We start from the raw sequence: 24,370 nt of genomic DNA on the forward strand, positions 1-24,370 counted from the left end.
TCTTCAAAGGAGGTTTTATAATGAAAATATTTTATACCCGTTTATTGCGATTAATCTGGGGACTTTTTCTATATTCACTTGGAATCGTAGTTACACTAAACGCCCATATAGGATACGCTCCATGGGAAGTTTTCCATGTGGGGCTTGCTAAAACCACAGGAATAAGCATCGGAACTGCTTCTATTATGACTGGAGTAGTTATTGGACTAATAGCAGTATTGCTTGGAGAAAAAATCGGACTTGGGACGATCTTAAATATGGTGCTCATTGGTGTATTTCTTGATATGATCATTGGATTTCAAATAATACCAGTGTTGAACAATTTTCCACTTGGAATTATGATGTTGATTATCGGATTGTTTATAATTACTTTGGCTTCATATTTTTACATTGGATCAGCGTTTGGAGCAGGTCCGAGGGACAGTTTGATGGTTGCCCTTACTCGCATAACGGGCCTGCCAATAGGTGTCTGCCGTGGAATAATTGAACTCTTAGCAGTATTTATAGGTTGGAGACTTGGTGGTATGCTTGGTATCGGAACAATTTTATCCGCATTTCTAATAGGATTTTGTGTTCAGGTAACCTTTAAATTGCTTAAGTTTGATGCCACAGAAGTTGAACACGAAACATTGGACCGAACATACAAAATGCTCTTTCGTAATAAAAAGGAACAGCCTGATGATGAAGAGATGCCTGGAAATTATTAATAGTCCACAAAAGCTTCATAATAATGCCATGAGTTTCAGCTCCTTAAAACCTTCTCCATGGGCTTGCCTTTTGCCAATTCATCAATCAATTTGTCAAGCCAGCGGATTTTCTGCATAAGTGGTTCTTGGATTTCCTCAACTCGATGCCCACAAATCACCCCTGAAATTTGGGTGGCGTTGGGGTTTATCTGTGGGGCTTCGTTAAAGAAGGTCTCATAATCGACATTCTTTACAATCTGTGCTTGCAAACCAAAATCGTCATATCCCGTCAGCCAGCAAATCACCATGTCAACCTCAGATTTACTGCGTCCTTTGCGCTCCGCCTTTTGGACTAGCAACGGATAGACTTTCGAAAATGTCATTTTATATACCCGTTCGTTTTTCATAGGTATCACCTTTTCACTTTCCGTTTTATTCTCCACCGCACGATGTCGGTGATGAGTTCATGGTCAATGGGCTTGTCAAGGGGCAACTGAATGGCTCCCTTGGAAGTCTTATATCCTACAAGCCGTTCCGCAAATTCGGCCGTAGCTTCCCCACCGGGGTAAATCCCGATGTGTTTTTTGAATGCCGCAAAGTGGATGAGATTCTCGTCCTGCCAGAATGTGGGCATCCTCCACGAAATTTTTTCTACGGCTTCCGGTGCGGCTGCACGGATAGTCTCACGGATACCTTGCAACAGAGGCCGCACAGCTTCTGCCTGTTCAGCAATATATTCGTCAATACTGTTCTTTTTTACGCAAAAATGATTTTGTTCTACGCTTTTAAACTCCTGGCCACACTTTGGGCATTTCCACATTTAACCCACACTCCTTCTTATTGTGTCTTATACTTTTTTGAGTATTCTCTTTAAGTAGGCTACATCTAACAAATTCACCGTTTCAAAATTTCCTTTATAAAAAACACCCCAATTATTAAAAACGCAAGGCAATTCCTTTGCTTTTTCCAGCGTATCCACTTGAATTAAAGATACAGGGACGTGATTCATCTCGCAATACTGTTTTATCATCTCAATGTTTTGACAGACATAGGGGCATTGCATATCATAATAAATTGTTAACTCTTTGCTTTCAATCTTCTGTTTTTTAACATTTCGTTCAAACTTTGGCGTTGTACCGTCAAAAGAAAGCGCAAGCAATTCATATCCATTATCAGTAGTATCCACAACTTCAAAGCCATATGTTTTCGCAAATGACTGGTCTGTAAGCCATGATTTTTGTTTTTTTGCTCCCAGCATACAAATGCCGGATTTACCCTTTTCTTTGGCATCAGCTAAACAATACTCCATCAGGGATTTTCCATACCCTTTCCCTTTGTAACTACCTGAGACCCATAAACAATATACATAATAATAGTTGTCACCTGCTATGGGAACCCAAGCTGTTTCAAGAGGAGCATATTCAATAAAAACTGTAGCCTTTTCATTTAACTTTCTAAAGACGTGACCTTCGTTTAGACGTTCTGAAAGCCATTGTCGCTTAGCGTCAATCCCTTGATGAGGCTTTTTGCTTCGGATAATGCAGCATAAGTGCTCACTGGCAAGGTTTTCTGTTGTTATGTTTACAAAATCAGTATTCATGTATACCCTCCTTTGAAGTACTCGTTCAGGAATTTGCTTTTAATTCATTCCATATGATTAAGTCAGATGAATTCGTAAGATATTTACTAGTCAGTGAATTCCATTCATCTTCTGAAACTTCTTTATCTTCAAACATAAATACATCATAATCGGTACTTTCTGTCTGATTACTTTCATTGACGCTGTGATATTTTGCGAAATATACTTTTGAGATTTCATTTCCATGGGAGTCCAAAACCAAATAATAATAATTAATATGAGTTGGTGCTGCCCCATTGCGTTCATATAAGATTGCACCGTTGTTTAGGGGAGATTCATAATCAGGACCATCATGCCATAAAACTACTTGACCATCAAGATACGTAAAAATAGCATAGCTCCCGCCCACAACAGGACGAAGATGAAGTTCCGGTATTCCATCCCCGTTCATATCAAATATAGCATAATATGTTTTTAAATCTGGCTCCAAAGAAATATCTTTAATTGTGACAACTCCATCACTTATCTCATGTTTTGAGTCTTGTGCCTTTATACTTCCTGCTAAGAAATTATCATATGCTACAAGAGCAGCATCTTTGTTTGTTTTTTGAGTGTTGGCACTGTTCTCCTCACAGGCGCTTAGGGCAAATAGAAATATGAGAGCTAGTATAAGATAAAGATTCCTCTTGGTAAAGGGGTTGCGTTTCATGATGACCTCCTAAGGCTTTTTATCTTTGTCTAAAGGACCTTACTGTATAACAGAATGACTGAGGATATAAAATTCTTCTTGGCTCGGTTGGAATTTCATCTCCATTTTTTCCAGGCCCTCATCAAAGCACGCTACTTCTTGTTGGTCTATCTTCATCACAGGGCTGTCATAATAGACCCATTTTCTTCCGTCCAAAGTCTCCGGCTTGAGTTCTTTTACCATCATAGCTGCTGGGAAAGCTCCATTCTCAAGACAGATGTTAAACTTTTTGCAACTCTTAAAATCAAGGCTCACATAATTGCTTGGAACCCCAAATATGACAATGACATCATACCCAAGGGCAACTGCCAACCCAAAAGAATGCTCCATAAGCATTTTCCCATACCCCATTCTTTGATATTCTGGTAGGATACAAACCGGACCAAAGGTAAGGATTTCTTTTTCAATCCCAGCCTCATCAACCAGCTTGGCCTTCGTGTACATAATATTGCCGATGATCTGACCATCCACTTCTATCACGAGGTCAAGCTCTGACAGAAAATCCTCATGGGGTCGCATAACATGAACCAAATAGTGTTCTTGGCACCCCGGCATATATAAATTCCAAAAAGATTTCCTTGTAATTTCTTCTACCCTTTTATAATCTGTTTCTTTTTCATTTCTAATCTTTACAATTTTATTCATTTTTTACCCCTGATATCTATTTAAATAATCTTTCACAATTATGGAATTATTCTATCACTGACAGAGATAGAATTCAATGGTGCGAAAATCAAGTTTTACTTCGTACATCTATCAGTTCCGCTTTTTGCAGGAGTCGTAGAATGACCGTTGCAGTTTCTGCTCTGTTGATGTCATCGCCGGAGCGAAGTTTACCGTTGCTACCGACGATAAGTCCAGAACCTACGTTAAATTCAGCTGCACTCTTGGCCCATGTGCTTACCTTATCGCTGTCAGTGAAGGAGGAGAGCTTGCCAGTGGTTCCAGTAAATTCGGCAATCTTCGCCGCTCTTTGAATCATCGCCATAGCTTCCTGACGGGTGATGTTTGCATTGGGTGCAAAACTGCCGTTGCTGTAACCGTTTACTAAGCCATACTCTACGGCAGTGCCCACCGCGCCGGAATACCAGTCATCAGCCTTCACGTCAGTAAAACTGCATGTGCCATCGGTAGGCAACCCAAGCCCACGAACCAGTATCGCCGCAAACTCAGCTCTTGTAATACTGGCATTTCCATCGAAACTGGTTTCGGACTTGCCATTTATGATCTTCCTGCTGGCCATCTCGGAAACAATGTTTTCGTACCATTTGCCCTGTGCATCGGCAAAAGCTGTTTCATTGTGTATAAGCGCATAGGTGGAGTTGGTGCGGGAGTTAATTCTTGCAAACCATCTTCCATCCTTCTGATATACATAAGTCGGAACATGGCGTAAAGTCCCATCCTGGTTCTTTACAACGGCGGTGGTTATCTGTGCCGCCTGCTCCTTGCTTATCTCGATACTGCGCTGTACGTATTGGCTAAATCCTTTGATTTCAACCGTCTTTCCGCCGTAGGTGGCGGTCACTGTGAATTCAACAGGTGGGACGATGAGCTTGCCATTTTCCACTGTCACGGTACTTTCGTCAAGTTTCTTGATGGTGACGCTTACTGGAACCTTGCTGGCATCCGACGCTCCAAGACTTTTCATTACTAAAGTAGTATCCATTGCAGTTGTTGGCAGCTCATAGCTTACGTTACCAGACTTGACCTCAAGAGTCATATCTTTTTTCGCCATATCCTCAACGTTCTTGACTACGATTTCCGCCGTTGCTGCTGACCTGCTGTCAGATACCGGTATCTGAACATTGCTTCCTTTTTCGGCGGTTCCTATTTTTTCAGTAAGCTTGTTGCTGTCCACAGTAACCTTGGTTTCATTTGTGGTAGCTTCAGACTTTCCGATGCTCTCAGTCTTACCACTCACTATTACAGGTGCAGCGGGAGTTGTTGACGCGGAACTGCCGCCACTGCCACCACTGCTGCCACCGCTGTTTGTAGGCGTGTTGGTTTTAAAGGTAACATTGACTGTAACGGCATAAGCAGGCATGGTAAAGGTGTTGCTATTTAGCGCCACGGGGGTATTTGTATCGCTGGTCTTGAAGACAGTAACCTTGTCCAGCTCATAGCCGCTGCTTGGAGTAGGCGTGATTGTTACAGTATCACCTGCATTTGCAGAAGTAACCTCACTGCTCCCTACCTTGACGGTGTAGCTGCCGTTAGTAGCAGTAGTGGCAGTGATGGCATAACCGATACCGAACACCGGATATCCCCCATTCACTCCTGTTTTCACAGTCCAGGTCTGGTAATCAGCAGGCGTGGTTTGTGCCTGAACCCAGCCGTTGAGGGCAGCCAAAAGGTTACTGCCGTTCCCGAGAGTCTGGTCTGAACCGCCAAATTGATCTGCTGTACCCGCTGCCAGTGTTCCACTGCTATCAAAGGTACCGCAATTTGTAGCGCTGCTGCTATCAATCAAGCTGATGCCTTTCTCCGCAACAGTACTTAAATAGTAGCAGTTCGTGAGGATACTGTCCATGTTTATACGACCCACAATGCCGCCGATGGAATTCGTAGTACCCGTTGCGCTTATGCTACCGGTGTTGTAGCAGTTCGTGACAGTACTATGGAAAATTGCGTCCACAATACCGCCGATGTAATTCGTATCGCTGGTAACACTTATGTCACCAGTGTTGTAGCAATTGGTGACGGTACTTTCAATTGCTTGGACTATAATGCCGCCAACTAGGCTTCCTAGATTACTATTGCCGGTTATGTTCCCGGTGTTATAGCAATTGGTGACGGTACTATTAGTTGTTAGTCCTACAATACCGCTGGCTATGACATTACCATTTTCTCCCGTATTAACAGCGTTTATGCTGCCTGTGTTATAGCAGTTGGTGATGGTGCAACTGTCTACTCTTGCTGCAATTCCGCCAGCCCAAGCTTGATTAGGTGAAGTGGCGGTCACAGACGAGTCAATTAGTCCGACATTTTGAATGGATACAGGCGTACCGCTTGTACCTGAGATGATGTCGAACAATCCGGCATAGGCTGTCCCACTGCTCATATTCACATCTACCGTCAGCCCCGTGATGGTATGATTCTGACCGTCAAAATTACCTTTGAAGGCGCTAGAAGTGCCCACCGGCGTCCACAGGAAAGCTGACACATTGATGTCATTTGCAAGCTTAACGGTATAGGTAAGACACTTTTCCCCATCCTCGTCGCTTAACCCTTTTGCGCTGTTTGCACTCCACCACGCTGCGCCTTTAGCGTTGTAGAGGGTGAGGGTTTTATCTGCGTCGTTTATCTCATAATCGGTACTCGCTACCGCAGCAGGTTCAGCTGCTGCATACTCTTCCGCTGTAGTTGCCGACGTATCCGCCCACGCTATGGCGGGCATCAAAGTCAGCACCATGCACAGTGATAACAAAATGCTTAAAAGTCTTTTTTTCATAGTACATTCTCTCTTTCTTTAACTTAGAATTTTTTTGGCCAGTAGCAAACGCCCACATCAAGCGAGCGGGGTTTGTCCAAATGAAAGTCGGCACAACGGCAATACCAGCACTACCTAAGTCCATCTGGAGTATCAGCTCTCGGCTCAAAAGCAGGGCAAACCTGCTTTGGCCACACATTGCCCTCAGCATTAGGGGCAGACAGGAGTACGTCCTCATGCCTGCGGTTAATACACTCCTTTGCGTAGAAATCTATTCAGATTTTAAATTTACTTCTAACTAAACAATATCACATAAAAAGAGGAAATCAGCCTTTACACTTAAAAGACTCATTTTTACACTTAAAAAACTCATTTTTTACTTTAATTTGGTATTGACAAATAAAAAAACGGTCAGAATGCCACATTAACACTCCAACCGGTTTAACTACTTGTGCCAGTGAGCTTAAGATAGTCAGCATCTGTTCGCTCTTCTATGATAAAGTATTAATGTGTTTCTTGTAAATCTGGTAACGGACTTTGTAATAATCATATCCACCTTACCTGCCTCACTGTCTTTTATCCTCCTCAAAAATTCATCCCGCTTTTGTAGCTTTGTACCACTCCATGCTTCGTCTTCGCAGATTCCAGCATATTCCCAGTCATCTTTTTTGCTAATTAGTTCGGTATAATATTTAATCTGTGCAGAAAAATAGGCTATGTTTTCAGCGACGAAGAACATAACCTAACAACAGATTTATTAAATTGTATTTTAGGTTTATATGAAAATAGAGGCATCAAGACTTTTCATCTCAACACCTCTGAATTTTCTGTGTTATTTTTTGATTATAGGGGTATGCTCATTCTATGTGAAGTATATCTCTTATTTGTGTCTTTACCAACTCCAAATCAGAACTACACAAAAGTGGAAGTATGTCCACCAATTGATATGATTCAAAATCCCACCACTTTAATTTTAGGAGCAACTCAATCATTTCATCATCAAAACGTTTTTTAATGATTTTTGCAGGATTACCGGCGACCACCGTATACGCCGGAATATCTTTCGTAACCACAGACCTTGTTGCAATCATTGCTCCATCACCGATTTTTACTCCGGGCATAATCACGCACTCCCGTCCAATCCAAACATCATTTCCAATAACAGTATCGCCTTTAAACGGCAGTTGAGAAAGATGTGGAGGGGTTTTCTCCTCCCATGCGCCGCCAAATACATTAAATGGATAAGTGGTTACACTGCTAGTACGGTGATTCGCAGGCCCCATAATAAACTGTGTACCACTTGCAATGGTACAAAATTTCCCGATAATCAGCTTATCTCCAAAATCAGGCCAATTATAAAGAACGTTGTTTTTTTCAAAGCCTGTGGGTCATTGGCATCATCATAATAGGTATAATCTCCCACAAAGATATTGGGAGCGGTAATTACATTTTTTATAAAGCAGGATGTTTTATATCCATTTGGAAAGATCTCATTTGAATCAACAATTTGTATTTTATCTGTATTTTTCATCAGTTATTACTCCTTTATTTTTATATTCATATCACCTCCAAATTTATTTGTTAATGCCGTAGCTATCGCCCTTTTTCTTCGAATTTCTTTCATAAATTGACCGTCTCCTTTTTGCTAAGCCAAACCAATAAACTATAGATTTCTTCGTTCCAAAACCATAACATCTTGTCTCCGAAGTAGCTTATTTATCGTTTTTACCACAACGTGTCATCAGAATCACAGTTTCAACGTGCCTCGTCCATGGGAACATGTCCACTGGGGTTCCTTCTACAAACTGATACCCCAATTCGCCCAGTATTTTTACATCTCTGGCCAGGGTTGCCGGGTCACAGGATACGTAAATGATTTTATCCGGACCTGCTGCTGCCACTGCTTCTAACAGTTCTGATGCACATCCGGATCTTGGAGGATCAAGAATAATCACATCAGGATTAAATGCTTGTACTTCAAAACCTTCCTTATCCGTATATCCTTCTAGTACTTTTGGAAGTTCTTCTTCTGCTCTTCCATAAAGGAACTGCGTATTTACCAGTCCATTTATGACTGCATTTCTGTTTGCATCCATGACTGCACCTTTTACTGACTCAATGCCAAGTACTTTTCCTGTATTTGATGATTTTTTTCTCATCTCATTGGCACAGTAAAGTCCAATTGTTCCTACACCGCAATATAAGTCCAAAATATTTTCAGTGCCCTTCAGCTGTGCATATTCCAGTACTTTGTCATAAAGTACTTTCATCTGCACCGGATTAACCTGATAGAAAGCTAACGGCGACACCTCAAACTCTAAATCTCCTACTCGTTCCAAAATAGTTGGTTTGCCTGCTATAGGAATGCATTCTTTCCCCATTATTTCAGAAGTTTTCCCCTTATTTATATTAATCACAACACTTTCCAGATTATACTCTACCCCATCTTCTCTGGCAGGCAGTGCATAAATGGCCTCATCCATCATTTCAACCAATTTAGAACTGTTAGGTATACCTTTTCCATTTATAACCAGTATGGCCATTACTTCCCCAGTGCCCATGGCAGTCTTCACCACCAGGTGTCTCATGAGACCTTTTTCCCATTTTGGATCATAAGCGGTAATGTTGTCACTCTTCATAAATTCTCTCAGGGCCTGGGCAACCGCTGCTGCAGGAGGAGTTTGCAACAAACACTTGTCACAGTTAACCACATCGTGGCTCTTGGCTTTATAAAAGCCAATTGTACATTTTCCTAGATTCTCAATGATTCCGCCCTTTCTTGTGATGATTCCACCAGTACTGATTGGCATCTGACCCTTATTTCGGTATGCATAGGGTTCATCCATGCCCACTATAGAATTCAATTCAGGGCTTTCCAAACCTCCAAGTCTTATAAGTTTTTCTCGTACCTGTTTCTCTTTTACTGCAAGCTGGCCCTGATAACTCATCCCTGCATAAGTACATCCCCCGCACTCCTCTGCGTATGGGCACTCTTTGTCTATCCTGTAAGGGGACGGTTCCACAATCTCCTTTGTCACAGCAAAAGCATAATTCTTTTTTATCTTCGTGATTTCAGCAAGAACGGTGTCTCCTGGAATGGCTCCTTTTACAAATACAGCCATGCCGTCAATTCGACCAATTCCCTGTCCTTCATTACTCATATCGTCAATCTGCAATTGACATTTTTGTCCTTTTTCCATCATTATTCCTCATCATTTCTAATGTTATATTTGTATTTTACAGCTTTAAATCTAAATCCTGCAACCATTGGTTTTATTTATTCATCGTAAATTAACATTACACAATTAAATTCGACATCACTTAACTTTTTATGCACTAATCGTCCAGTTTCACCTCAGTCCTACAAATCCTCCGATAATCGTTCAAATAGTGCCGGATTCACTTTCTTCAATCTGACAGGTTTTAATTCCGGCGAAGTGATTGCATGCTTGGTTGTTCCTGTTACCAGTAATTCACCTGTCTCTTTTCTAAAAATCTCATAAGCCATGACCACTGTTGCTGCCCCTAATTCTTTAACCCAGGATTTAATTAATAATACATCATCATACTTTCCCGGAGATTTGTATATACAGTTTACTGCTGCAACAGGTAACCAGATGCCCTCTTTCTCCATTCTGGAATAAGGGTATCCAATCTGTCTTAGGAATTCATTTCTTCCAGCTTCAAACCATTTTATATAATTTGTATGATAAACAATGCCCATAGCATCTGTGTCTGCATATATTACTCTTATCTCAGTTTCATATTTTTTCATTTTTTTCCTCCCAAATATCAGTTAATTATACCATAGAAATGGTTTCCCGCCCATTAAATATATTTCAGACTTCTTTGTGAATATAAGTTTATAATCCTTTTCGCCAGTAGCATTCCTCCATGGATGTTCAAAAACCGTAGGTTTACATATATTCACATAATATAATCTATGTAAACAACATTATAGTAACATAATTTCCTGTTATTTCACTTCATTATTTTATTATCATGACTTTCTTAAAATAGTATGTACATTATTTTCCTGTTATCTGTTATATTTCCCACATTTCTACCGACGTAATAAATATGTGTGTAATTTATTACGTAAGGGGGAAAGGAAATGAAAATTGAATCCAGTATGATTACTATGAATTCGACACGGGAATATGAAGCCGTGGAATTTACCCAGATTAAATCAGAGGAGCGGAAGTGGGTTCCTGAAAAGCCAGCCGCTAGCCAGGATAAAGTCAGTGCTGAAGACAGTTTATCCCGATTTTTAAACGAAACAAAACGACTTTTGGCGGATGATAACGCACCACTTCAGATTAAACCAACCTCTGCCAGCCAAAATCCAGCTGCATCTGTAAAATCAAAACCTGACTTGTCAGTTGGGTCCACTCAGGACAGCTCATTTCCCATGACAGATTTGGAAGATTACAGATTGACTATACTGAAAAAAATGCTGGAATTGCTATCCAATGTTAAACATAATGATGATTTTTATTATAGTGGCCTGACTGAAAGTTCAAGAAGGACACTGGATAGTCTGTCTACAGGGTATAGTGCCCCACCAGTTCTGGGTGAAATCCGAACGGCAACTTCTGCGGGAACCTGGGTAAGAAATGTAAATGCCACTCATTTTCTGTCAGAAAAGGAAAGTACGGTTTTTTCATCTGTCGGAATCGCCAAGACTCAGGATGGACGTGAACTAAGTTTCGGCATTGACATGGAAATGTCCAGAAGCTTCATGAAGTATACCGATATAAAATGGTCCGAACAGGTTATTATGACGGATCCCCTTGTCATCAATCTGGGCAACAATCCGGCCAGCCTGAGCAACCAGAAATTTAGCTTTGATATAGACAGTGATGGAAAAAAAGACAATATTTCTTATCTGAGTAAAGGCAGTGGTTATCTTGCCTTAGATAAAAATGGAGATGGGAAGATAAACAACGGAAGTGAATTGTTTGGAACCCAGACTGGAAATGGATTTGAAGAGCTGTCTTCCTATGATACAGACAAAAATGGCTGGATAGATGAAAACGATGACATATATAACAAGTTGAAAGTCTGGATAAAAGAAGAAGACGGTACGGATAAACTGATTAACCTGAAATCAGCTGATATAGGAGCCATTTACCTTGGCAGCAGTCAAACAGATTTTACTCTCAAGTCAGCAGAATCGGGCCAGACAAATGGTAAAATCCGTCGTACCGGAATGTACCTAAAAGAAAGCACTGGAAAAGCCCAAACAGCACAGCAGATAGATGTATCCATTTAAACATTACATAGCTCCTTAAATTATATGCTACCGAAAATTATAAAAATATTAAAATTTCGGTAGCTCTTTTTCTGATTTTTGTAAGGTAATGGCTTATTTTTTACTTTTTTCTGGAAAACCCTACCATAAATTTACCATTTCAAAAAAATATGGTAGCTTTCACCAAAAAAGCTACCGTAAATATTTTATTTTCTCAATTTTGAGAGCATTAATCCTTAATTTATAGGAAATTGCCAACTATCTCTGCTAAAAATCTATGTCCTTCTCTGGTTGGATGAATGCCATCATAATAGGCGGTCTGTTCACCCACCATAGACACAAATTCTGAAAAAGCGTAATATGCGTCTATCACTCTGATATGGTTTTCTCTGCCATAGGTATTTATCTGTTTTTTCAACTGGATTATCTGCTGCTGAACTTCCTCATAGTCCACATCATCGCAAACCATCCATCGGGACTTAGCCATTGTGGGTTCAAGAGGTATAGGGGTCATCAATACTGGTTCAATCCCCTGATTTTGTGCAAGCTCAATTAAATTAATTATATCTTTCATGCATTGCTCAGGCGAAGCTTCCTTATAGATAAACTCGTTGGTGCCTACAAGAATAATTACGATATCTGGTTTTTCTGCCAGCACATCCTGTGAGAATCTTCCCATGACCCCACGGACTGTATCTCCATTGACTCCTTTATTAATCACATCATTTCCTGAGGCATCCCTGTAAAGACTTACAAATTCCTGGTTTCTGTCATAAGGGAAACCATTGATGATACTGTTTCCTATAAACACTATTTTTAGCTTACCTGCCATTTGATACTCCTTGTTACTTAAGTGAAAACCCTTTACTCTGTAAAGTACCACTTATGCTGTCTGCCCTGCTGGATTGAAAATTAAAATCTTTAAAGCTGCGCTCAGCAGGTACGGACTCACCATCTACATTACCATAAACTATATAATTATATAACACCTGCCTGGTATTTGCATCATCTGTTTTCCCATATAAGTCGTATAAATATGGAACAGCACCATCTGACAAACTAAATAGTGCCTTAAGATCAACTTTCTCCAGGCTGCCATTCTGGTAATTGTCAATGTTATATTTTGCTATATTTCCGTCTATATTGCCATAAGAAAGCAACAGAAAACCTGCAATTCCCCCAATAATAATTATTCTGGAAGCATTAAATTCTTTCAGCTGCCTGATTACGATCACAGCGAAAGCAAACAACAGCATTACCATAAACCATGAAGTGTAAACCCTTAATTGTGTTAAGCCATAAGACTGGATATACATATACATTTTTCTTAATGCCGTAACAATCAGTCCCATAGTCATGATGGACATAAACGCTGTCTGTAATCTAAGCATTACAGGCTGCTTTAAGGTTTCTTTGTCTTTTTCCTTTTTTACAATAAAGATATTTGCCAGTGCAATCAGTACTACATTTACAGCAGATACTTTGCATAGTTCAAAGAACCCTCTTCTGGCATATTCTGCATAAGTAAAGGTATCCGGCAAAATTCCTTTAAAAGCGGCAAACAGATATGCCCCCTGAGATATGAAGAACATGATATAAATTAAATTGAATATTATCATGGCAGTATAAACAGTCAGTTTAGGTGCAAAGCTGATGTCATCAGAAATTCTTTGGATTTTCTCTTTGTTCATACTTTCTGCATTTCTTCCGGCAACATTACCATAAATAAGCCCAAATAAATAAAATGCCACTGGTATACCCATGATAAACTGCAATGCATAAGTAATAATACTGCTCATTGAAATAGCCTGAAGGATTCTGTCAAGAAGACCTTCAAAGGCAGCATCTGCTAATGAAAGCTGGCCTGTAACAAATATCATCAGCGGTAGAAACACCACCGCTCCTGCTGCTACGTACATGGCATTTCTGCTATGCCTGTTTTTAGAAATTCCCTGTTTTAACCCAAAATATCCGCATGTAATATTGGCAAAAGGCACCATGAAAGTCTGGTTGAACATATCCCATAAGGTGTACAGGGACAATCTTATATCCATATACCTTCCGGTGCTGACTGTAATCCAGTAAATAAAACACAAGGATGTGAAAATCAGATTCAGGCCTTTAAAAGTATATCCGTCAAAGATCATAAACTGTACAGAACCCACTGATGTTAATATCAGCCAAACTAAACTCTTTCTGTTCTGAGCTACTCCTCTGGCTTTAAAATAAAGCAATGCAATGCTGCATAAAATCACTGCAAATATGGTTACACCAATTCCCATTTTCGAAGCTAATATAAAATTCCAGTACAAGAAACCACAGACTAAAAGGGCCGCTGCAAACCAGAAGTCTGCAGACACAAACTTCATGGGTGCAATTCCAATCCCCTTTATATCATAGTTTTTTTGTTCTCCGCTCACATTTAATCCCCCTGATTCAGAAAAATAATATTTCATTTCTACTCTCCCCATTCTCTAACCCTTCAACTTTTATCCTGCATATATTTTATCTAAACACGCCTAATCTTCTACAAATTCCAGTATATCTCCCGGTTGACAGTCCAGTGCTTTGCAGATTTCTTCCAATGTAGAAAAGCGTATCGCCTTTGCCTTGTTATTTTTTAGTATGGAAAGGTTGGCCGGTGTAATGCCAATTTTTTCCGAAAGCTCCCCTGCTGACATCTTTCTCTTTGCCATTATCACATCTAAATTCACTACTATTGCCATGTTGCACCCCTCCTATATAGTAAAGTCATTTTCAGTCTTTATGATAACAGCCTGTTCAATGACATTTTTAACTACCCGGACAATTAAACCTATAAAGGCTGCAACGATTGCAACAAAATAGAAAAGGAAATAATAGTAACCTGCCATGGCTACAAGTACTGCAACACCAAAACAACACCAGGAAATTGCTCTTAGATATGCTACATTTTTATCTGTAAAAATGTCTTCTCTTTTTATATTAGCCAAAAGCCTATCTAAGCTGTACAAAGCAGCAAGAGCCGGAACACAACAGGCATATAAGATTATCATAAATGGTTTTATATCCATTTCACTTAGATAATGAGGTCCAATAGACAGATATAAATCAACTAAATAAGGCAATGCTGCTGCACATACTAGAACTAAAGCCATGACTAATCTGGTACATATGCAGGATAATTTCAATGATTTGTTTGAATTCCACATTTCTTAAGAATCTCCCTTTTCTTTCTAATAAAGCTTTATTTTAACACCATTATATTTAGATTATATTTGTTTGTCAATATATTTTTATCGTTTATCGATAAATTATTGCTGTTTTCCAATTAAATTAACATTAGAGGGGTGAATTATAAATCTAGATTCGTTAGCACACTATTGCTGTAGCTATTATTCAATAGCTAGGTTTTGTAGAAATAAAATGGCAGATATTTGACCATTAAAAAAATGGTTAAATATCTGCCTCCAAGAAATTAATTCGGGGTTATCCCAAGTATTTTATAAATGTTTCTTCGTTGCATTTTACCAGTAGTATAAATTTTTTGACTTAGTATGTTTTTATCCTTGTCATACTCTTTTACCCCAATATCTGTATCAAATGAAAATACTATATTGCTTCCGTCCTGTTTACTAACTTTAAGCTGTACAGGAACTCCATATAATTTTTCGGTTGGAGTAGTTAAAGGTTCTTTATATTCAAGACTCGCAAGAAAATTCATTATCTTTCTTTTCTCTTTTGGGGTAAATTCTGTTTTTTCTGCTCCTACAACTCCATTTACGTTGTACAAATGAGTCAAACAAAATCTGTCACTTTCCTCTATGCCAAACTTATTTTTAGGGTAGTCAAATTGATTTTGCATTATTAAAGCAGTAAGGATTACAGTAGTGGTAACTACTATAACCAAAACAAATAAACTCTTCTTACTAAACCGCATTTTTTATACCTCATATTAAAAATCTGACATTTCCAGATAGCATAGAATTGAGTGCCTTTCTATATATCAGATTACTTTGTCCGTCAATCAGCTAATCTTGAGCTATACCAAGTATTCTATAAATGTTGCTTTGTTGTTTTTCTGTGGTAGTATAAATGTTTTGTTTTAATATATCTCCCTTTTTGTCGTACTCTATTTCCTCAATATTAGCAAAAAATGAAAAAACTATTTTGCTTCCATCCTGTTTACTAACTTTAATCTGTACAGGAACTCCATATATAGTTTCGGTTCGAGTTGGTAAAGGCTCTTTATATTCAAGACTTGCAAGAAAATCCATTATCTTTCTTTTTTCTTTTGGGGTAAATTCTGTTTTTTCTGCTCCCACAACTCCATTTACATTGTACAAATGAGTCAGACAAAATCTGTCACTTTCCTCTATGCCAAACTTATTTTTAGGGTAGTCAAATTGATTTTGCATTATTAAAGCAGTAAGGATTACAGTAGTGGTAACTACTATAACCAAAACAAATAAACTCTTCTTACTAAACCGCATTTTCTTTACCTCATATAAAAATCTGATATTTCCAGATAGCATAGAATTGAGTGCCTTTCTATATATCAGATTACTTTGTCCGTCAATCGGCTAATCTTGAGTTATACCTAGTATGTTATAAATGTTACTTCGTTGTTTTTCTGTGGTAGTATAAATGTTTTGTTTTAATATATCTCCATCTTTGTCATACTCGATTACTTCAATGTTGGAAAAAAGAAAAAATACTAATTTCCTCCCATCTTGTTTACTAACTTTAATCTGTACAGGAACCCCATATATCGTTTCGGTTCGAGTTGGTAAAGGCTCTTTATATTGAAGACTTGTAAGGAAATTCATTATCTTTCTTTTTTCTTTTGGGGTAAATTCTGTTTTTTCTGCTCCCACAACTCCATTTACATTGAGCAAGTGAGTCAAACAAAACGAGTCACTTTCCACTATGCCAAACTGATTCTCTGGGTAGTAAAAGTGATCTCTCATTGCTAAAGCCGTAAAGATTACCATAGTCGTGACTAATATAATCAAAACAAATAAACTTTTCTTGCTAAACCGCATTTTCTTTACCTCATATTAAAAATCTGATATTTCCAGATAGCATTCACAGGTATAAGTGATTGGTCCATAGGCAAATTGATAAATCCCATCTTTACGAACCGACATTACCTGGTAATTACTCTCATTTGGATCCATGTAAGAAAGTGCTGCTCCTTGTGAACTTGAAGAATATCCTCTTAGAACCACTGCATGTCCCAAAGACCCATCATTTGCACCAAAACCTGCCCAAATAGGATTTCCTGATTGTATCTGATTCATGATTGTTGTTGTAAAAGCCGGTGCAGAACTGGCTCTGTTGGTAGTAATGCTATATACATTTTTCAACGCTCTTTTAGCATCCTTAATGCCTCCCCCATCATTGTATCCAATATCCATTTTCTTTGCGATATTTTTAGCAGTATAACTTTTGCCAGTCATGTAATTACCTACAGATGCAGCTGAAGCTGCCCAGCAAAGAAAATAATCCCCTTGTAATACAATAGGCACATTTAAGTACTTACTATCTTTATTTGCTCTGGATAATAAAGTGTTATTACTATCACTGTTGTAGTTGTATATGTCCTGGCATTCTTCTTTTTGCTTTAAATCTAGCTTTATTTCTGATTTTATTTGTGTGAATTCAATATCTTTACTATTAATACTCTCAAATAAGCTCACTGGTTCTGCTTGTAACTCATTAGTATATGTTGTGATATCATCTCCAGTATCCTTTATAAAAGTGTCTATACAATCATAATTTTTTTCAATATCACTGGCATACAGGACTTGTCCTGTTTCATCAAAAACCAACGCAACTAAATTTGAATCTGCTCTTTTTTCAGTAAAAGCCTGCAATTCACTTGCAAAGCGCCTTCCAATCTGTACCATGGGCGTTCCTGCCTCGTCATATATTACAGAAGCAATTGCAACAACCTTATCATTTTCCAGAATGGGATAGTAAGCAACACTTATTTCCTTGAGCTCATTGTTTTGTTCCTGATATGCAGAAATTTTTTCTCCTAGATAAAGATTATCAAAACTTATATCTTCAAGCCCATACATATCTCTTTCTGAATAGATATTCTCAAGAAGATTCGTCACAATGGATTTTATTTGTTGGGATTCCTCGGTTTCCACCTTATCACCTGCAAATGCAAAGTCGATGCTCCCACATATTAAAACACAGGAAAGAAATAATCCTAAAATTCTTTTTATACTTTCACGTACCATTTTTTTACAATACCTCCTTTGTATTTTATGGATTTTACTTTTTAACAAAATAAATTTCGTATCAAATCCTCAAATACAATCATACGCCTCGCCCCAATCAAAATTATTCTTTGTGTACACAAGGCCAACATATCATAAAGTATTGTTGCAAAATGTCGAATTTGCTGAAAATTTCAGATAAATATAAAATTGTCGTCAATTCGCGCATTTCTTTGCTGGTATAGGATTTTAGAGTTTTTTGCGAGCAGCAGACCCTTAATTCAGCGTACTCTTTCTACTTCCTGAGTTCCAAACATTTTTTCCTTAAATCTTCTACATACGTTTCCTGCATCTTTTTTAAATTCATAAATATATAGGAAAGCATGGACAGAATAGGATTTTTTATATGAATTTCTTCAATAAAATCTATCTTTGTTCCCCCATTTTCTGTCTCAGAAAAAAGTCCTGTCCAGTGCCCTGTCATATTTTTATTCTTCATATCAAATTCATATCGTCTGTACTCTTCTTTTACCTGAATAGTAAAGTCTGTAGCATAGCCGTTTTTGGTGTATTCTGTAAAATGCTTATCATCAGTTATCTCTATATTTGATAAGTCACTTCTCCATTTATAATCTTTATTATTGGTAACGATGCTCCATACATTTTGAATATCTGTGTCAAAGGTTGCCACAATTCTTGATTTCCTCATATCCGTTCTCCTTTATCTGTTTCTTCTGTTTGGTTTCTGTTACAGTATAGTGCATCCTAAAGTAGATAAAAAGGATTATTTTTTAAGATATTGTAAAATAGCAAGTGAATTTATCTTTTCTTTCAGTTCTCCTGCATTTGTCCGATATGCTATCAACCCTTCAGCATTTCTTTGTTGGTTTCTTAATTGCTTTTGTAATTGCCGGTACCCTCTTTCTTCAGGTTGAATTAAAGTATAAAGGAAAGTCCTTGCACAGATTCTGGCAAATATAACAAAGGCATTCCCCTTTGCCTCAGTCTGGTAGAATGGTAATTCAACCTGATATATTTTATCTGATGTAAAATGAATATTCATTGATTCTATGTTATCGATGAGTCCTTGGGAACTAACTCTTCTTATAATAATTTTTCTATCTGGACAATATTCCGTGCCAAAAAAAGTGTTTCCTGTGAGAATGTCGATTTTCATTTTATATGGATTTGTGTTTTCATAACTCTGTGATTCCATCTCCCAAATAAATATTTCACTGTCTGGGTCCAGTCGCCACACAGCCTGCTCATCTGTCCAGATTCCCGTCTTCGTATCCTGCGCAATTTCTTTCATGTTTTCACCAGCCTTTAATATTACTTCTGGATCTTGTAAGGCTTTAATACATCCTTTTGAACAATTTATCCAGTCATACCACTTCTTCTCAACAGAAAGAATTTCCTCTTCATTCAGTTTTTGTACTACAAAAGCTTCCGTGTTTCTCCTGAGCCCCTTTGCCGTCAGATTACCAGACCCCAGCACCAGCGCCCCTCCTTTTTCATACTTAAACCAGCTGTATTTGGGATGAAAAGTGGAACCTGTGGTGTGGTGTATAAATGCATCAGCCCTTAGATTGGGAAACTGACCGCAATATCGTTGTAAAGCAGCCAGTGTCCTTATATTGGTTATGTCATCCATACCAATAATCAGATGGTATAATCCTCTTTTCATAAAATTTTCGAAAGTATGATTATTCATTAGCAGATCGATACCATCTGCAGAAACAAAAGCATATGTGCCAGCTCCATATAAAGCATTCTCGCAAGCTTCTAATAAAGCCTCGTTTAATAACTGTCCATTTTCACATCTGGGGTCTTGTATGTAGAACATCTTATTCCCTCCCGATTATATAAACTCTTAATTTGTTCGTTCTTGTTCTTGCTCTGTTAACATTTTATTGTGTTCTTTTACTATATATTCACGCTGGTAACAATCTATCCTGAATCCGCTACTAAAATCAGCATAGCAGCACTAAATATTTGCTGCAAATAAAAAAGATGCAGTTTTTTTCTACATCTTTATCACTCTTTAATATATTCTTAATCCCAAGTATCCATCAAAGCCTTTAAGGTTTTGTTTAACTTACGATACTGATTTTCGTCACAGTCCTTAATCATTAAATTGTACTCCAGCTGATATGCATTTCCTGAATTGCGCAGGCTGTCACACATCAAATCGTTTAAAGAAACATCCAGATAGTTGGCTATATCTGTGAGTGTGCCAAGACTGACTTTCGTATGAGCTCTCTCAATATTGGAAATGTGCTGCACAGTCTTTTCTATAGCTGCTGCCAGTTCCTCCTGAGTCACCCCTTTGTCTTTTCTCCATTTTCTTATTCTGTTTCCTAATGCTTTATAATCAATTTCCTTTTTTTCCATTCGTTCTCCCCCAGGATGTGTTGGGTTTATTATATCTGTTATTTTAAGTAGTGGTAACAGCCTGCATGTATAATATATTTATATAGTTTAATTAATTTGCAGTTTTTTTATTTATGTAGTTTAATATTATTCTTTCATTTTTAAAACCTGCTTATTTGATCCTGGGTATTCTCCTATATTGTCCTCTGAATCATATCTATAAAATCGAAATTTTTTCAAAAAAAAAGAAATGCTTTAAAAACTTAAAACATTTCTTTATACTTACTTTCCTTATATCTTTAATATCTGAATTATTTTGTGCCTATAAGTTTGTCTAAAATCTTCGATAAATCTTTAGTTGTGGTTTCTCTTGGATTTGTGGTTGTGCATATATCATTCATAGCTGCTTCCAGCATTTCGTCCCTGGTGTCTCTTACTACATCCAGATTTGCTCCCAATTCTTTAAGAGTTGTAGGGATTTTCAGCATTTTCTGAAGTTCAACAATTTTTCTGATGAAATTATTTACGCCAACGTATACTGTATTGGCAGGCAAATCCAACAATTTAGCCAGCCTCTGATATTTCTTGGCAGCTAAGCCATATTCTTTATCATATCCGTTGTTTTCCAAATTAGCGTTGTATTCTACTACACATGGTAAAATCATGGCATTACTTCTGCCATGGGAAATATGGAGTTTTCCTCCAACGGCATGAGCAAGACTGTGTGTAATTCCAAGTCCAGCTGAATTAAATGCCATGCCTGCAAGACAAGATGCATTGTGCATTTTTTCTCTGGCCAGCAGGTCATTTCCATTCTTAAAAGCTTCTGGTAAGAATCTGAATACTAATGTAACGGCCTTCTCTGCAAGGGCATCAGAAAAATCTGTAGCGTCCTTTGAAACATATGCTTCTATGGCATGAGTCAATACGTCCATACCGGTATCTGCAGTAATGAAATCCGGTACTGAAGTAACCAGCTCAGGATCAAGAATGGCAACCATAGGAATAAGAGACTTATTCGCCATAGGATATTTCAAACCTTCCTGCGCATTGGTTATAACTGAGAACTGAGTCACCTCTGAGCCTGTACCACTGGTAGTCGGAATTGCATAGCATTCTTCTACTTCAACACAAACTCCAGGCAGTCTTCTGGCAAAGTCTCTGATTGCCTTAGCTGCATCTATAGATGAGCCTCCTCCAAGAGCAATCATTACTTCTGCACCACAATTTTTAAGTGCCATCATTCCTGCTGCAATAGTTTCCACTGGTGGATCTGGTACTACATCACTGAAAATTGTTACTTCACAGTTTTGCAGCCTTTCCTTTATTTTGTCAACCATTCCGGACTTGACCATAAAACTGTCGCATACAATCATTACCTTTTTATTTACAATCTGGTTTAGCCTGTCCAAAGATCCTTCCCCAAAAAATACGTTCGTACTAATACTAAATTCCTTCATCTTTTCTTTTTCTCCCTGCTTGTTTTTTTCCTCTTATAAGCGTTAGTTTAACTATCATCTTTAATTATTATTCTCCATTATAACATAATTATAGACGATTGCAAGTTTTTGAAACGAGGTTTGATATATTATTAACAATCAAAATATTGCTTTATTCTATATATCCATAGTTAAAGTAACCGGGCAGTGATCACTTCCAAAAACATCATTTCTTAGCTCTACATCTTGTATTTTAGACCTGATTCTGTCAGATACAAGGAAGTAGTCGATTCTCCAGCCTGCGTTATTTGCCCTGGCATTAAATCTATAGGACCACCAGGTGTATGTGCCCGTTGTATCTGGGTATAAATATCTATATGTATCCGTAAGACCCAATCCTAACAGTTCCCCAAAAGCACTTCTTTCCTCATCGGAGAATCCCGCATTACCACGGTTTGTCTTTGGATTTTTCAAATCAATTTCCTGATGGGCCACGTTTAAGTCACCGCACATGATGACAGGCTTTTTGCTGTCCAGTTCTTTTATATATGCGCGCCTGGCTCTTTCCCATTCCAGCCTGTAATCGATTCGTGCCAGTTTGTCCTGTGCATTGGGTGTATATTCCGTCATTAAGTAAAAATCTTCGTATTCCAGAGTGATTGCACGCCCCTCTGTATCATGCCCCTCCGCATTTATATGATAATTAACAGATATAGGCTCCTTTTTTGCGAAAATTGCTGTACCTGAATAACCTTTTTTCTCTGCACTATTCCAGAACTGGTGATATCCTTCAAGAGGTACTTCAGCCTGACCCTGTTGCATCTTGGTTTCCTGCAGACACATAAAATCTGGACTTTCCCTTTTTACGAAATCCAGAAAACCTTTTTCCATACAGGCTCTAAGGCCATTTACATTCCACGTTATTAATTTCATAAAGACTCTCCTTTCCTATAATTGCTTTAACCTTTCCTTTAACTTTGTTAAATGCTCTCCGTTTTTAATGGACCTCAAATCTGGGAAAGCTTTTATAATTCTTTTCTGACCAAAGAACCCTCTTCCGATTTCTTCCTCATAAGCGTTCTTTAGTTCCCGCTTAAATTCTTCTGCTTTTTTCTCCAGTTTTTCTGCCTTCTTTTCTATCTCTTCTTTAAGTTCTCCTGACCGTTCCTTTATAATCTCCGATTTTTCTTTTATAGCAGATACGCTCTCATAAATGTTTTCTCCCAGTTCGTCAGAAACCATTCTCAGTTTCTGGCTGATATCATCAAGACGGGCCAATTGCTTATTCAGGTTATTGACAGTTACTACCGTAGTAATGGCATCAGTTAACATAACCGTAAAAATCACAGATAATAAAACCCTGCCTGCTGTAGCAGGAAAATGGTTCACCATGATGCCTATGGCTGGGTGAATTATATCCATGATGATGATACAGGCCAATCCCCACATAATAGAAAACTTCAGACATATGTAACCATTCAGATTAAATGGTACCTTTGAGTAATCCCACCACTTTCCATGAAAGATCTTTTCCAGTGCAAATCCTGTAATCCATTCCAAAGTAGAAGTTAATAATACTGCACCTAAAAAAAGAAACCATTTATTGTCCATAAGGGGTGTTAAACAAAAGATAACAATTATCATTCCAAATCCATATATAGGACATACCGGTCCATTCAAAAAACCCCGGTTTACAAACCTGCCTGAATTTATTGCAGCATAGGCAACTTCTGTGCACCAGCCTAAAAAACTATAAATCGCGAAATAGCATAAATACTCATACATCCGTTGTCTTCCTCCATATCAGATTTTCTGTTCCATTTCATGCCCATTAGTTTTATATGCACAAAACCGCAGATATATATCTGCGGCCTTCTCTGCTACTTAAAATTATATACACCCTAAAAGTGATTGTCAAACATTCTAAATTCCTTTTTAAGTCCATGATTTTATGTGAATAAATAATACTTATCGGTCAAATTCAGGATTTATAGTGTAGAAGTTTCTGCTGTGTAAATTATCCTGAACCACCCTTAAAGCTTCACCAAACCGCACAACGTATAACACTGCTTAAGACCTGAAAAACAAGTTTTTATCCTTTTAAAGAGTTAATCCATGCTTCAATTGCCTGCGCCAGTATAAATTGCTGTTGCAGAACAGCCTTTCCTGTTTCTGGAATCTCAGGTCTATTTCCTTTAGAGCGCATATTCTCTTCCAGATACGACTTTAATATCCTAATGTTATTTTCGATATTTAGTAAACATGATTTCCGATTTTCTGGTGTAAGACTATCTAAGTTTACAATTACTGCATTGAAATCGAGAAAAATATTGATGGGTTGTGACGCAATTTCTGCCATTAAATATTCAAACCGCTTTTCTCCTTCATCTGTTAAAGAATACACTGCTTTCTCCGCCATTTTCCCCTCTTTTACCATAGTGCTTCTGATATATCCTTTTTGCTCCAGTTGAATTACTTTTTTATAAATTGAAGGGGTACTAATTTTAACCCACTGGGATATATTACGATACTCTACTAATTTTTGAATGTCATAAGCACTTAAGGACTCTTTTTTTACTATTCCTAATACAATCAAATCAATTGTTGCCATAAAAATTCTCCTTTTCACTTTAATTCTTGACATGTACT

General features: G+C 38.0%; 26 protein-coding genes and 1 pseudogene. 2 read left to right on the top strand and 25 right to left on the bottom strand.

Features of this window, described 5'->3' with window-relative positions:
• The first annotated feature begins 20 nt into the window (after positions 1–20).
• Complete coding sequence (locus Ami3637_RS04405) at positions 21–707, top strand: YczE/YyaS/YitT family protein (protein ID WP_162361497.1); 687 nt, start codon at positions 21–23, stop codon at positions 705–707.
• A 35-nt stretch (positions 708–742) separates the two neighbouring features.
• Here the strand turns inward: Ami3637_RS04405 and Ami3637_RS04410 are convergent, their stop codons facing one another.
• The 10 genes and pseudogenes from Ami3637_RS04410 to Ami3637_RS04455 all read right to left on the bottom strand — a co-directional run bounded on the left by Ami3637_RS04410 (position 743) and on the right by Ami3637_RS04455 (position 10,218).
• Positions 743–1,093, bottom strand: coding sequence for a DUF2200 domain-containing protein (locus Ami3637_RS04410; RefSeq protein WP_162361498.1), 351 nt, complete (start codon positions 1,091–1,093; stop codon positions 743–745).
• 5 nt (positions 1,094–1,098) lie between these two features.
• Positions 1,099–1,506 carry an iron chaperone gene (locus tag Ami3637_RS04415; RefSeq protein WP_162361499.1) on the bottom strand — a complete coding sequence of 136 codons (408 nt, stop codon included), beginning with the start codon at positions 1,504–1,506 and terminating at the stop codon, positions 1,099–1,101.
• Positions 1,507–1,533: 27 nt separating this feature from the next.
• Positions 1,534–2,286 carry an N-acetyltransferase gene (locus tag Ami3637_RS04420; RefSeq protein WP_162361500.1) on the bottom strand — a complete coding sequence of 251 codons (753 nt, stop codon included), beginning with the start codon at positions 2,284–2,286 and terminating at the stop codon, positions 1,534–1,536.
• Between the two features lie 25 nt (positions 2,287–2,311).
• Positions 2,312–2,974: a hypothetical protein gene (locus tag Ami3637_RS04425; protein ID WP_162361501.1), complete on the bottom strand. Its 663-nt coding sequence runs from the start codon at positions 2,972–2,974 to the stop codon at positions 2,312–2,314.
• A gap of 39 nt (positions 2,975–3,013) precedes the next feature.
• Entirely contained in the window at positions 3,014–3,658 is a 645-nt protein-coding gene (locus Ami3637_RS04430) for a GNAT family N-acetyltransferase (RefSeq protein WP_162361502.1), read from the bottom strand.
• 88 nt (positions 3,659–3,746) lie between these two features.
• Positions 3,747–6,464 (bottom strand): S-layer homology domain-containing protein, encoded by a 2,718-nt coding sequence (locus tag Ami3637_RS04435; RefSeq protein ID WP_162361503.1) that lies wholly within the window; start codon positions 6,462–6,464, stop codon positions 3,747–3,749.
• Positions 6,465–6,915: 451 nt separating this feature from the next.
• The gene (locus tag Ami3637_RS04440; RefSeq protein ID WP_330586821.1) at positions 6,916–7,182 is read right to left on the bottom strand and encodes a recombinase family protein; all 267 of its coding nucleotides are present in this window, start codon (positions 7,180–7,182) and stop codon (positions 6,916–6,918) included.
• Positions 7,183–7,300: 118 nt separating this feature from the next.
• Positions 7,301–7,974, bottom strand: a pseudogene (locus Ami3637_RS19070) (CatB-related O-acetyltransferase).
• Positions 7,975–8,155: 181 nt separating this feature from the next.
• Positions 8,156–9,646 carry a 23S rRNA (uracil(1939)-C(5))-methyltransferase RlmD gene (gene rlmD / locus Ami3637_RS04450; protein WP_162361504.1) on the bottom strand — a complete coding sequence of 497 codons (1,491 nt, stop codon included), beginning with the start codon at positions 9,644–9,646 and terminating at the stop codon, positions 8,156–8,158.
• Positions 9,647–9,804: 158 nt separating this feature from the next.
• On the bottom strand, positions 9,805–10,218 hold the full coding sequence (locus Ami3637_RS04455) for an acyl-CoA thioesterase (protein WP_162361505.1): 414 nt from the start codon (positions 10,216–10,218) through the stop codon (positions 9,805–9,807).
• Positions 10,219–10,557: 339 nt separating this feature from the next.
• Between Ami3637_RS04455 and Ami3637_RS04460 the strand changes: the two genes are divergently transcribed.
• Positions 10,558–11,718, top strand: a complete 1,161-nt coding sequence (locus Ami3637_RS04460) for a hypothetical protein (RefSeq protein ID WP_162361506.1) — start codon at positions 10,558–10,560, stop codon at positions 11,716–11,718.
• Between the two features lie 220 nt (positions 11,719–11,938).
• On the opposite strand, the gene Ami3637_RS04465 is transcribed toward Ami3637_RS04460, so the two are convergent.
• The 15 genes from Ami3637_RS04465 to Ami3637_RS04535 form a co-directional block, all read right to left on the bottom strand.
• Positions 11,939–12,529: a GDSL-type esterase/lipase family protein gene (locus Ami3637_RS04465; protein WP_162361507.1), complete on the bottom strand. Its 591-nt coding sequence runs from the start codon at positions 12,527–12,529 to the stop codon at positions 11,939–11,941.
• A 13-nt stretch (positions 12,530–12,542) separates the two neighbouring features.
• On the bottom strand, positions 12,543–14,153 hold the full coding sequence (locus Ami3637_RS04470) for a DUF4153 domain-containing protein (protein WP_162361508.1): 1,611 nt from the start codon (positions 14,151–14,153) through the stop codon (positions 12,543–12,545).
• A 63-nt stretch (positions 14,154–14,216) separates the two neighbouring features.
• Positions 14,217–14,423, bottom strand: a complete 207-nt coding sequence (locus tag Ami3637_RS04475; RefSeq protein ID WP_162361509.1) for a helix-turn-helix domain-containing protein — start codon at positions 14,421–14,423, stop codon at positions 14,217–14,219.
• Positions 14,424–14,435: 12 nt separating this feature from the next.
• A complete protein-coding gene (locus tag Ami3637_RS04480) occupies positions 14,436–14,888 on the bottom strand; it encodes a DUF2975 domain-containing protein (RefSeq protein WP_162361510.1) in 453 nt (150 codons plus the stop codon).
• 266 nt (positions 14,889–15,154) lie between these two features.
• Positions 15,155–15,616 (bottom strand): hypothetical protein, encoded by a 462-nt coding sequence (locus tag Ami3637_RS04485; RefSeq protein ID WP_162361511.1) that lies wholly within the window; start codon positions 15,614–15,616, stop codon positions 15,155–15,157.
• Positions 15,617–15,707: 91 nt separating this feature from the next.
• Entirely contained in the window at positions 15,708–16,169 is a 462-nt protein-coding gene (locus Ami3637_RS04490; protein WP_162361512.1) for a hypothetical protein, read from the bottom strand.
• 90 nt (positions 16,170–16,259) lie between these two features.
• Entirely contained in the window at positions 16,260–16,721 is a 462-nt protein-coding gene (locus Ami3637_RS04495; RefSeq protein WP_162361513.1) for a hypothetical protein, read from the bottom strand.
• Between the two features lie 15 nt (positions 16,722–16,736).
• On the bottom strand, positions 16,737–17,930 hold the full coding sequence (locus Ami3637_RS04500) for a papain-like cysteine protease family protein (protein WP_162361514.1): 1,194 nt from the start codon (positions 17,928–17,930) through the stop codon (positions 16,737–16,739).
• A 274-nt stretch (positions 17,931–18,204) separates the two neighbouring features.
• On the bottom strand, positions 18,205–18,618 hold the full coding sequence (locus tag Ami3637_RS04505) for a hypothetical protein (protein WP_162361515.1): 414 nt from the start codon (positions 18,616–18,618) through the stop codon (positions 18,205–18,207).
• 75 nt (positions 18,619–18,693) lie between these two features.
• Positions 18,694–19,755 (bottom strand): phospholipase D family protein, encoded by a 1,062-nt coding sequence (locus Ami3637_RS04510; protein ID WP_162361516.1) that lies wholly within the window; start codon positions 19,753–19,755, stop codon positions 18,694–18,696.
• Positions 19,756–19,964: 209 nt separating this feature from the next.
• Complete coding sequence (locus tag Ami3637_RS04515) at positions 19,965–20,303, bottom strand: helix-turn-helix domain-containing protein (RefSeq protein WP_162361517.1); 339 nt, start codon at positions 20,301–20,303, stop codon at positions 19,965–19,967.
• Between the two features lie 290 nt (positions 20,304–20,593).
• Entirely contained in the window at positions 20,594–21,742 is a 1,149-nt protein-coding gene (locus Ami3637_RS04520) for a 1-propanol dehydrogenase PduQ (RefSeq protein WP_162361518.1), read from the bottom strand.
• A 156-nt stretch (positions 21,743–21,898) separates the two neighbouring features.
• Entirely contained in the window at positions 21,899–22,654 is a 756-nt protein-coding gene (locus Ami3637_RS04525; RefSeq protein WP_162361519.1) for an exodeoxyribonuclease III, read from the bottom strand.
• Between the two features lie 15 nt (positions 22,655–22,669).
• A complete protein-coding gene (locus Ami3637_RS04530; protein WP_162361520.1) occupies positions 22,670–23,506 on the bottom strand; it encodes a putative ABC transporter permease in 837 nt (278 codons plus the stop codon).
• A gap of 307 nt (positions 23,507–23,813) precedes the next feature.
• Positions 23,814–24,332, bottom strand: coding sequence for a PadR family transcriptional regulator (locus Ami3637_RS04535; RefSeq protein WP_162361521.1), 519 nt, complete (start codon positions 24,330–24,332; stop codon positions 23,814–23,816).
• Positions 24,333–24,370 lie beyond the last annotated feature (38 nt).

This window comes from Aminipila terrae (assembly GCF_010120715.1).
Lineage (GTDB): Bacteria > Bacillota > Clostridia > Peptostreptococcales > Anaerovoracaceae > Aminipila > Aminipila terrae.

Excerpts from the sequence above, each read along its gene's own strand:
- Ami3637_RS04405 (WP_162361497.1), top strand. The coding sequence starts at position 21 with ATGAAAATATTTTATACCCGTTTATTGCGATTAATCTGGGGACTTTTT.
- Ami3637_RS04410 (WP_162361498.1), bottom strand. The coding sequence starts at position 1,093 with ATGAAAAACGAACGGGTATATAAAATGACATTTTCGAAAGTCTATCCG.
- Ami3637_RS04415 (WP_162361499.1), bottom strand. The coding sequence starts at position 1,506 with ATGTGGAAATGCCCAAAGTGTGGCCAGGAGTTTAAAAGCGTAGAACAA.
- Ami3637_RS04420 (WP_162361500.1), bottom strand. The coding sequence starts at position 2,286 with ATGAATACTGATTTTGTAAACATAACAACAGAAAACCTTGCCAGTGAG.
- Ami3637_RS04425 (WP_162361501.1), bottom strand. The coding sequence starts at position 2,974 with ATGAAACGCAACCCCTTTACCAAGAGGAATCTTTATCTTATACTAGCT.
- Ami3637_RS04430 (WP_162361502.1), bottom strand. The coding sequence starts at position 3,658 with ATGAATAAAATTGTAAAGATTAGAAATGAAAAAGAAACAGATTATAAA.
- Ami3637_RS04435 (WP_162361503.1), bottom strand. The coding sequence starts at position 6,464 with ATGAAAAAAAGACTTTTAAGCATTTTGTTATCACTGTGCATGGTGCTG.
- Ami3637_RS04440 (WP_330586821.1), bottom strand. The coding sequence starts at position 7,182 with ATGTTCTTCGTCGCTGAAAACATAGCCTATTTTTCTGCACAGATTAAA.
- rlmD (WP_162361504.1), bottom strand. The coding sequence starts at position 9,646 with ATGATGGAAAAAGGACAAAAATGTCAATTGCAGATTGACGATATGAGT.
- Ami3637_RS04455 (WP_162361505.1), bottom strand. The coding sequence starts at position 10,218 with ATGAAAAAATATGAAACTGAGATAAGAGTAATATATGCAGACACAGAT.
- Ami3637_RS04460 (WP_162361506.1), top strand. The coding sequence starts at position 10,558 with ATGAAAATTGAATCCAGTATGATTACTATGAATTCGACACGGGAATAT.
- Ami3637_RS04465 (WP_162361507.1), bottom strand. The coding sequence starts at position 12,529 with ATGGCAGGTAAGCTAAAAATAGTGTTTATAGGAAACAGTATCATCAAT.
- Ami3637_RS04470 (WP_162361508.1), bottom strand. The coding sequence starts at position 14,153 with ATGAAATATTATTTTTCTGAATCAGGGGGATTAAATGTGAGCGGAGAA.
- Ami3637_RS04475 (WP_162361509.1), bottom strand. The coding sequence starts at position 14,423 with ATGGCAATAGTAGTGAATTTAGATGTGATAATGGCAAAGAGAAAGATG.
- Ami3637_RS04480 (WP_162361510.1), bottom strand. The coding sequence starts at position 14,888 with ATGTGGAATTCAAACAAATCATTGAAATTATCCTGCATATGTACCAGA.
- Ami3637_RS04485 (WP_162361511.1), bottom strand. The coding sequence starts at position 15,616 with ATGCGGTTTAGTAAGAAGAGTTTATTTGTTTTGGTTATAGTAGTTACC.
- Ami3637_RS04490 (WP_162361512.1), bottom strand. The coding sequence starts at position 16,169 with ATGCGGTTTAGTAAGAAGAGTTTATTTGTTTTGGTTATAGTAGTTACC.
- Ami3637_RS04495 (WP_162361513.1), bottom strand. The coding sequence starts at position 16,721 with ATGCGGTTTAGCAAGAAAAGTTTATTTGTTTTGATTATATTAGTCACG.
- Ami3637_RS04500 (WP_162361514.1), bottom strand. The coding sequence starts at position 17,930 with ATGGTACGTGAAAGTATAAAAAGAATTTTAGGATTATTTCTTTCCTGT.
- Ami3637_RS04505 (WP_162361515.1), bottom strand. The coding sequence starts at position 18,618 with ATGAGGAAATCAAGAATTGTGGCAACCTTTGACACAGATATTCAAAAT.
- Ami3637_RS04510 (WP_162361516.1), bottom strand. The coding sequence starts at position 19,755 with ATGTTCTACATACAAGACCCCAGATGTGAAAATGGACAGTTATTAAAC.
- Ami3637_RS04515 (WP_162361517.1), bottom strand. The coding sequence starts at position 20,303 with ATGGAAAAAAAGGAAATTGATTATAAAGCATTAGGAAACAGAATAAGA.
- Ami3637_RS04520 (WP_162361518.1), bottom strand. The coding sequence starts at position 21,742 with ATGAAGGAATTTAGTATTAGTACGAACGTATTTTTTGGGGAAGGATCT.
- Ami3637_RS04525 (WP_162361519.1), bottom strand. The coding sequence starts at position 22,654 with ATGAAATTAATAACGTGGAATGTAAATGGCCTTAGAGCCTGTATGGAA.
- Ami3637_RS04530 (WP_162361520.1), bottom strand. The coding sequence starts at position 23,506 with ATGTATGAGTATTTATGCTATTTCGCGATTTATAGTTTTTTAGGCTGG.
- Ami3637_RS04535 (WP_162361521.1), bottom strand. The coding sequence starts at position 24,332 with ATGGCAACAATTGATTTGATTGTATTAGGAATAGTAAAAAAAGAGTCC.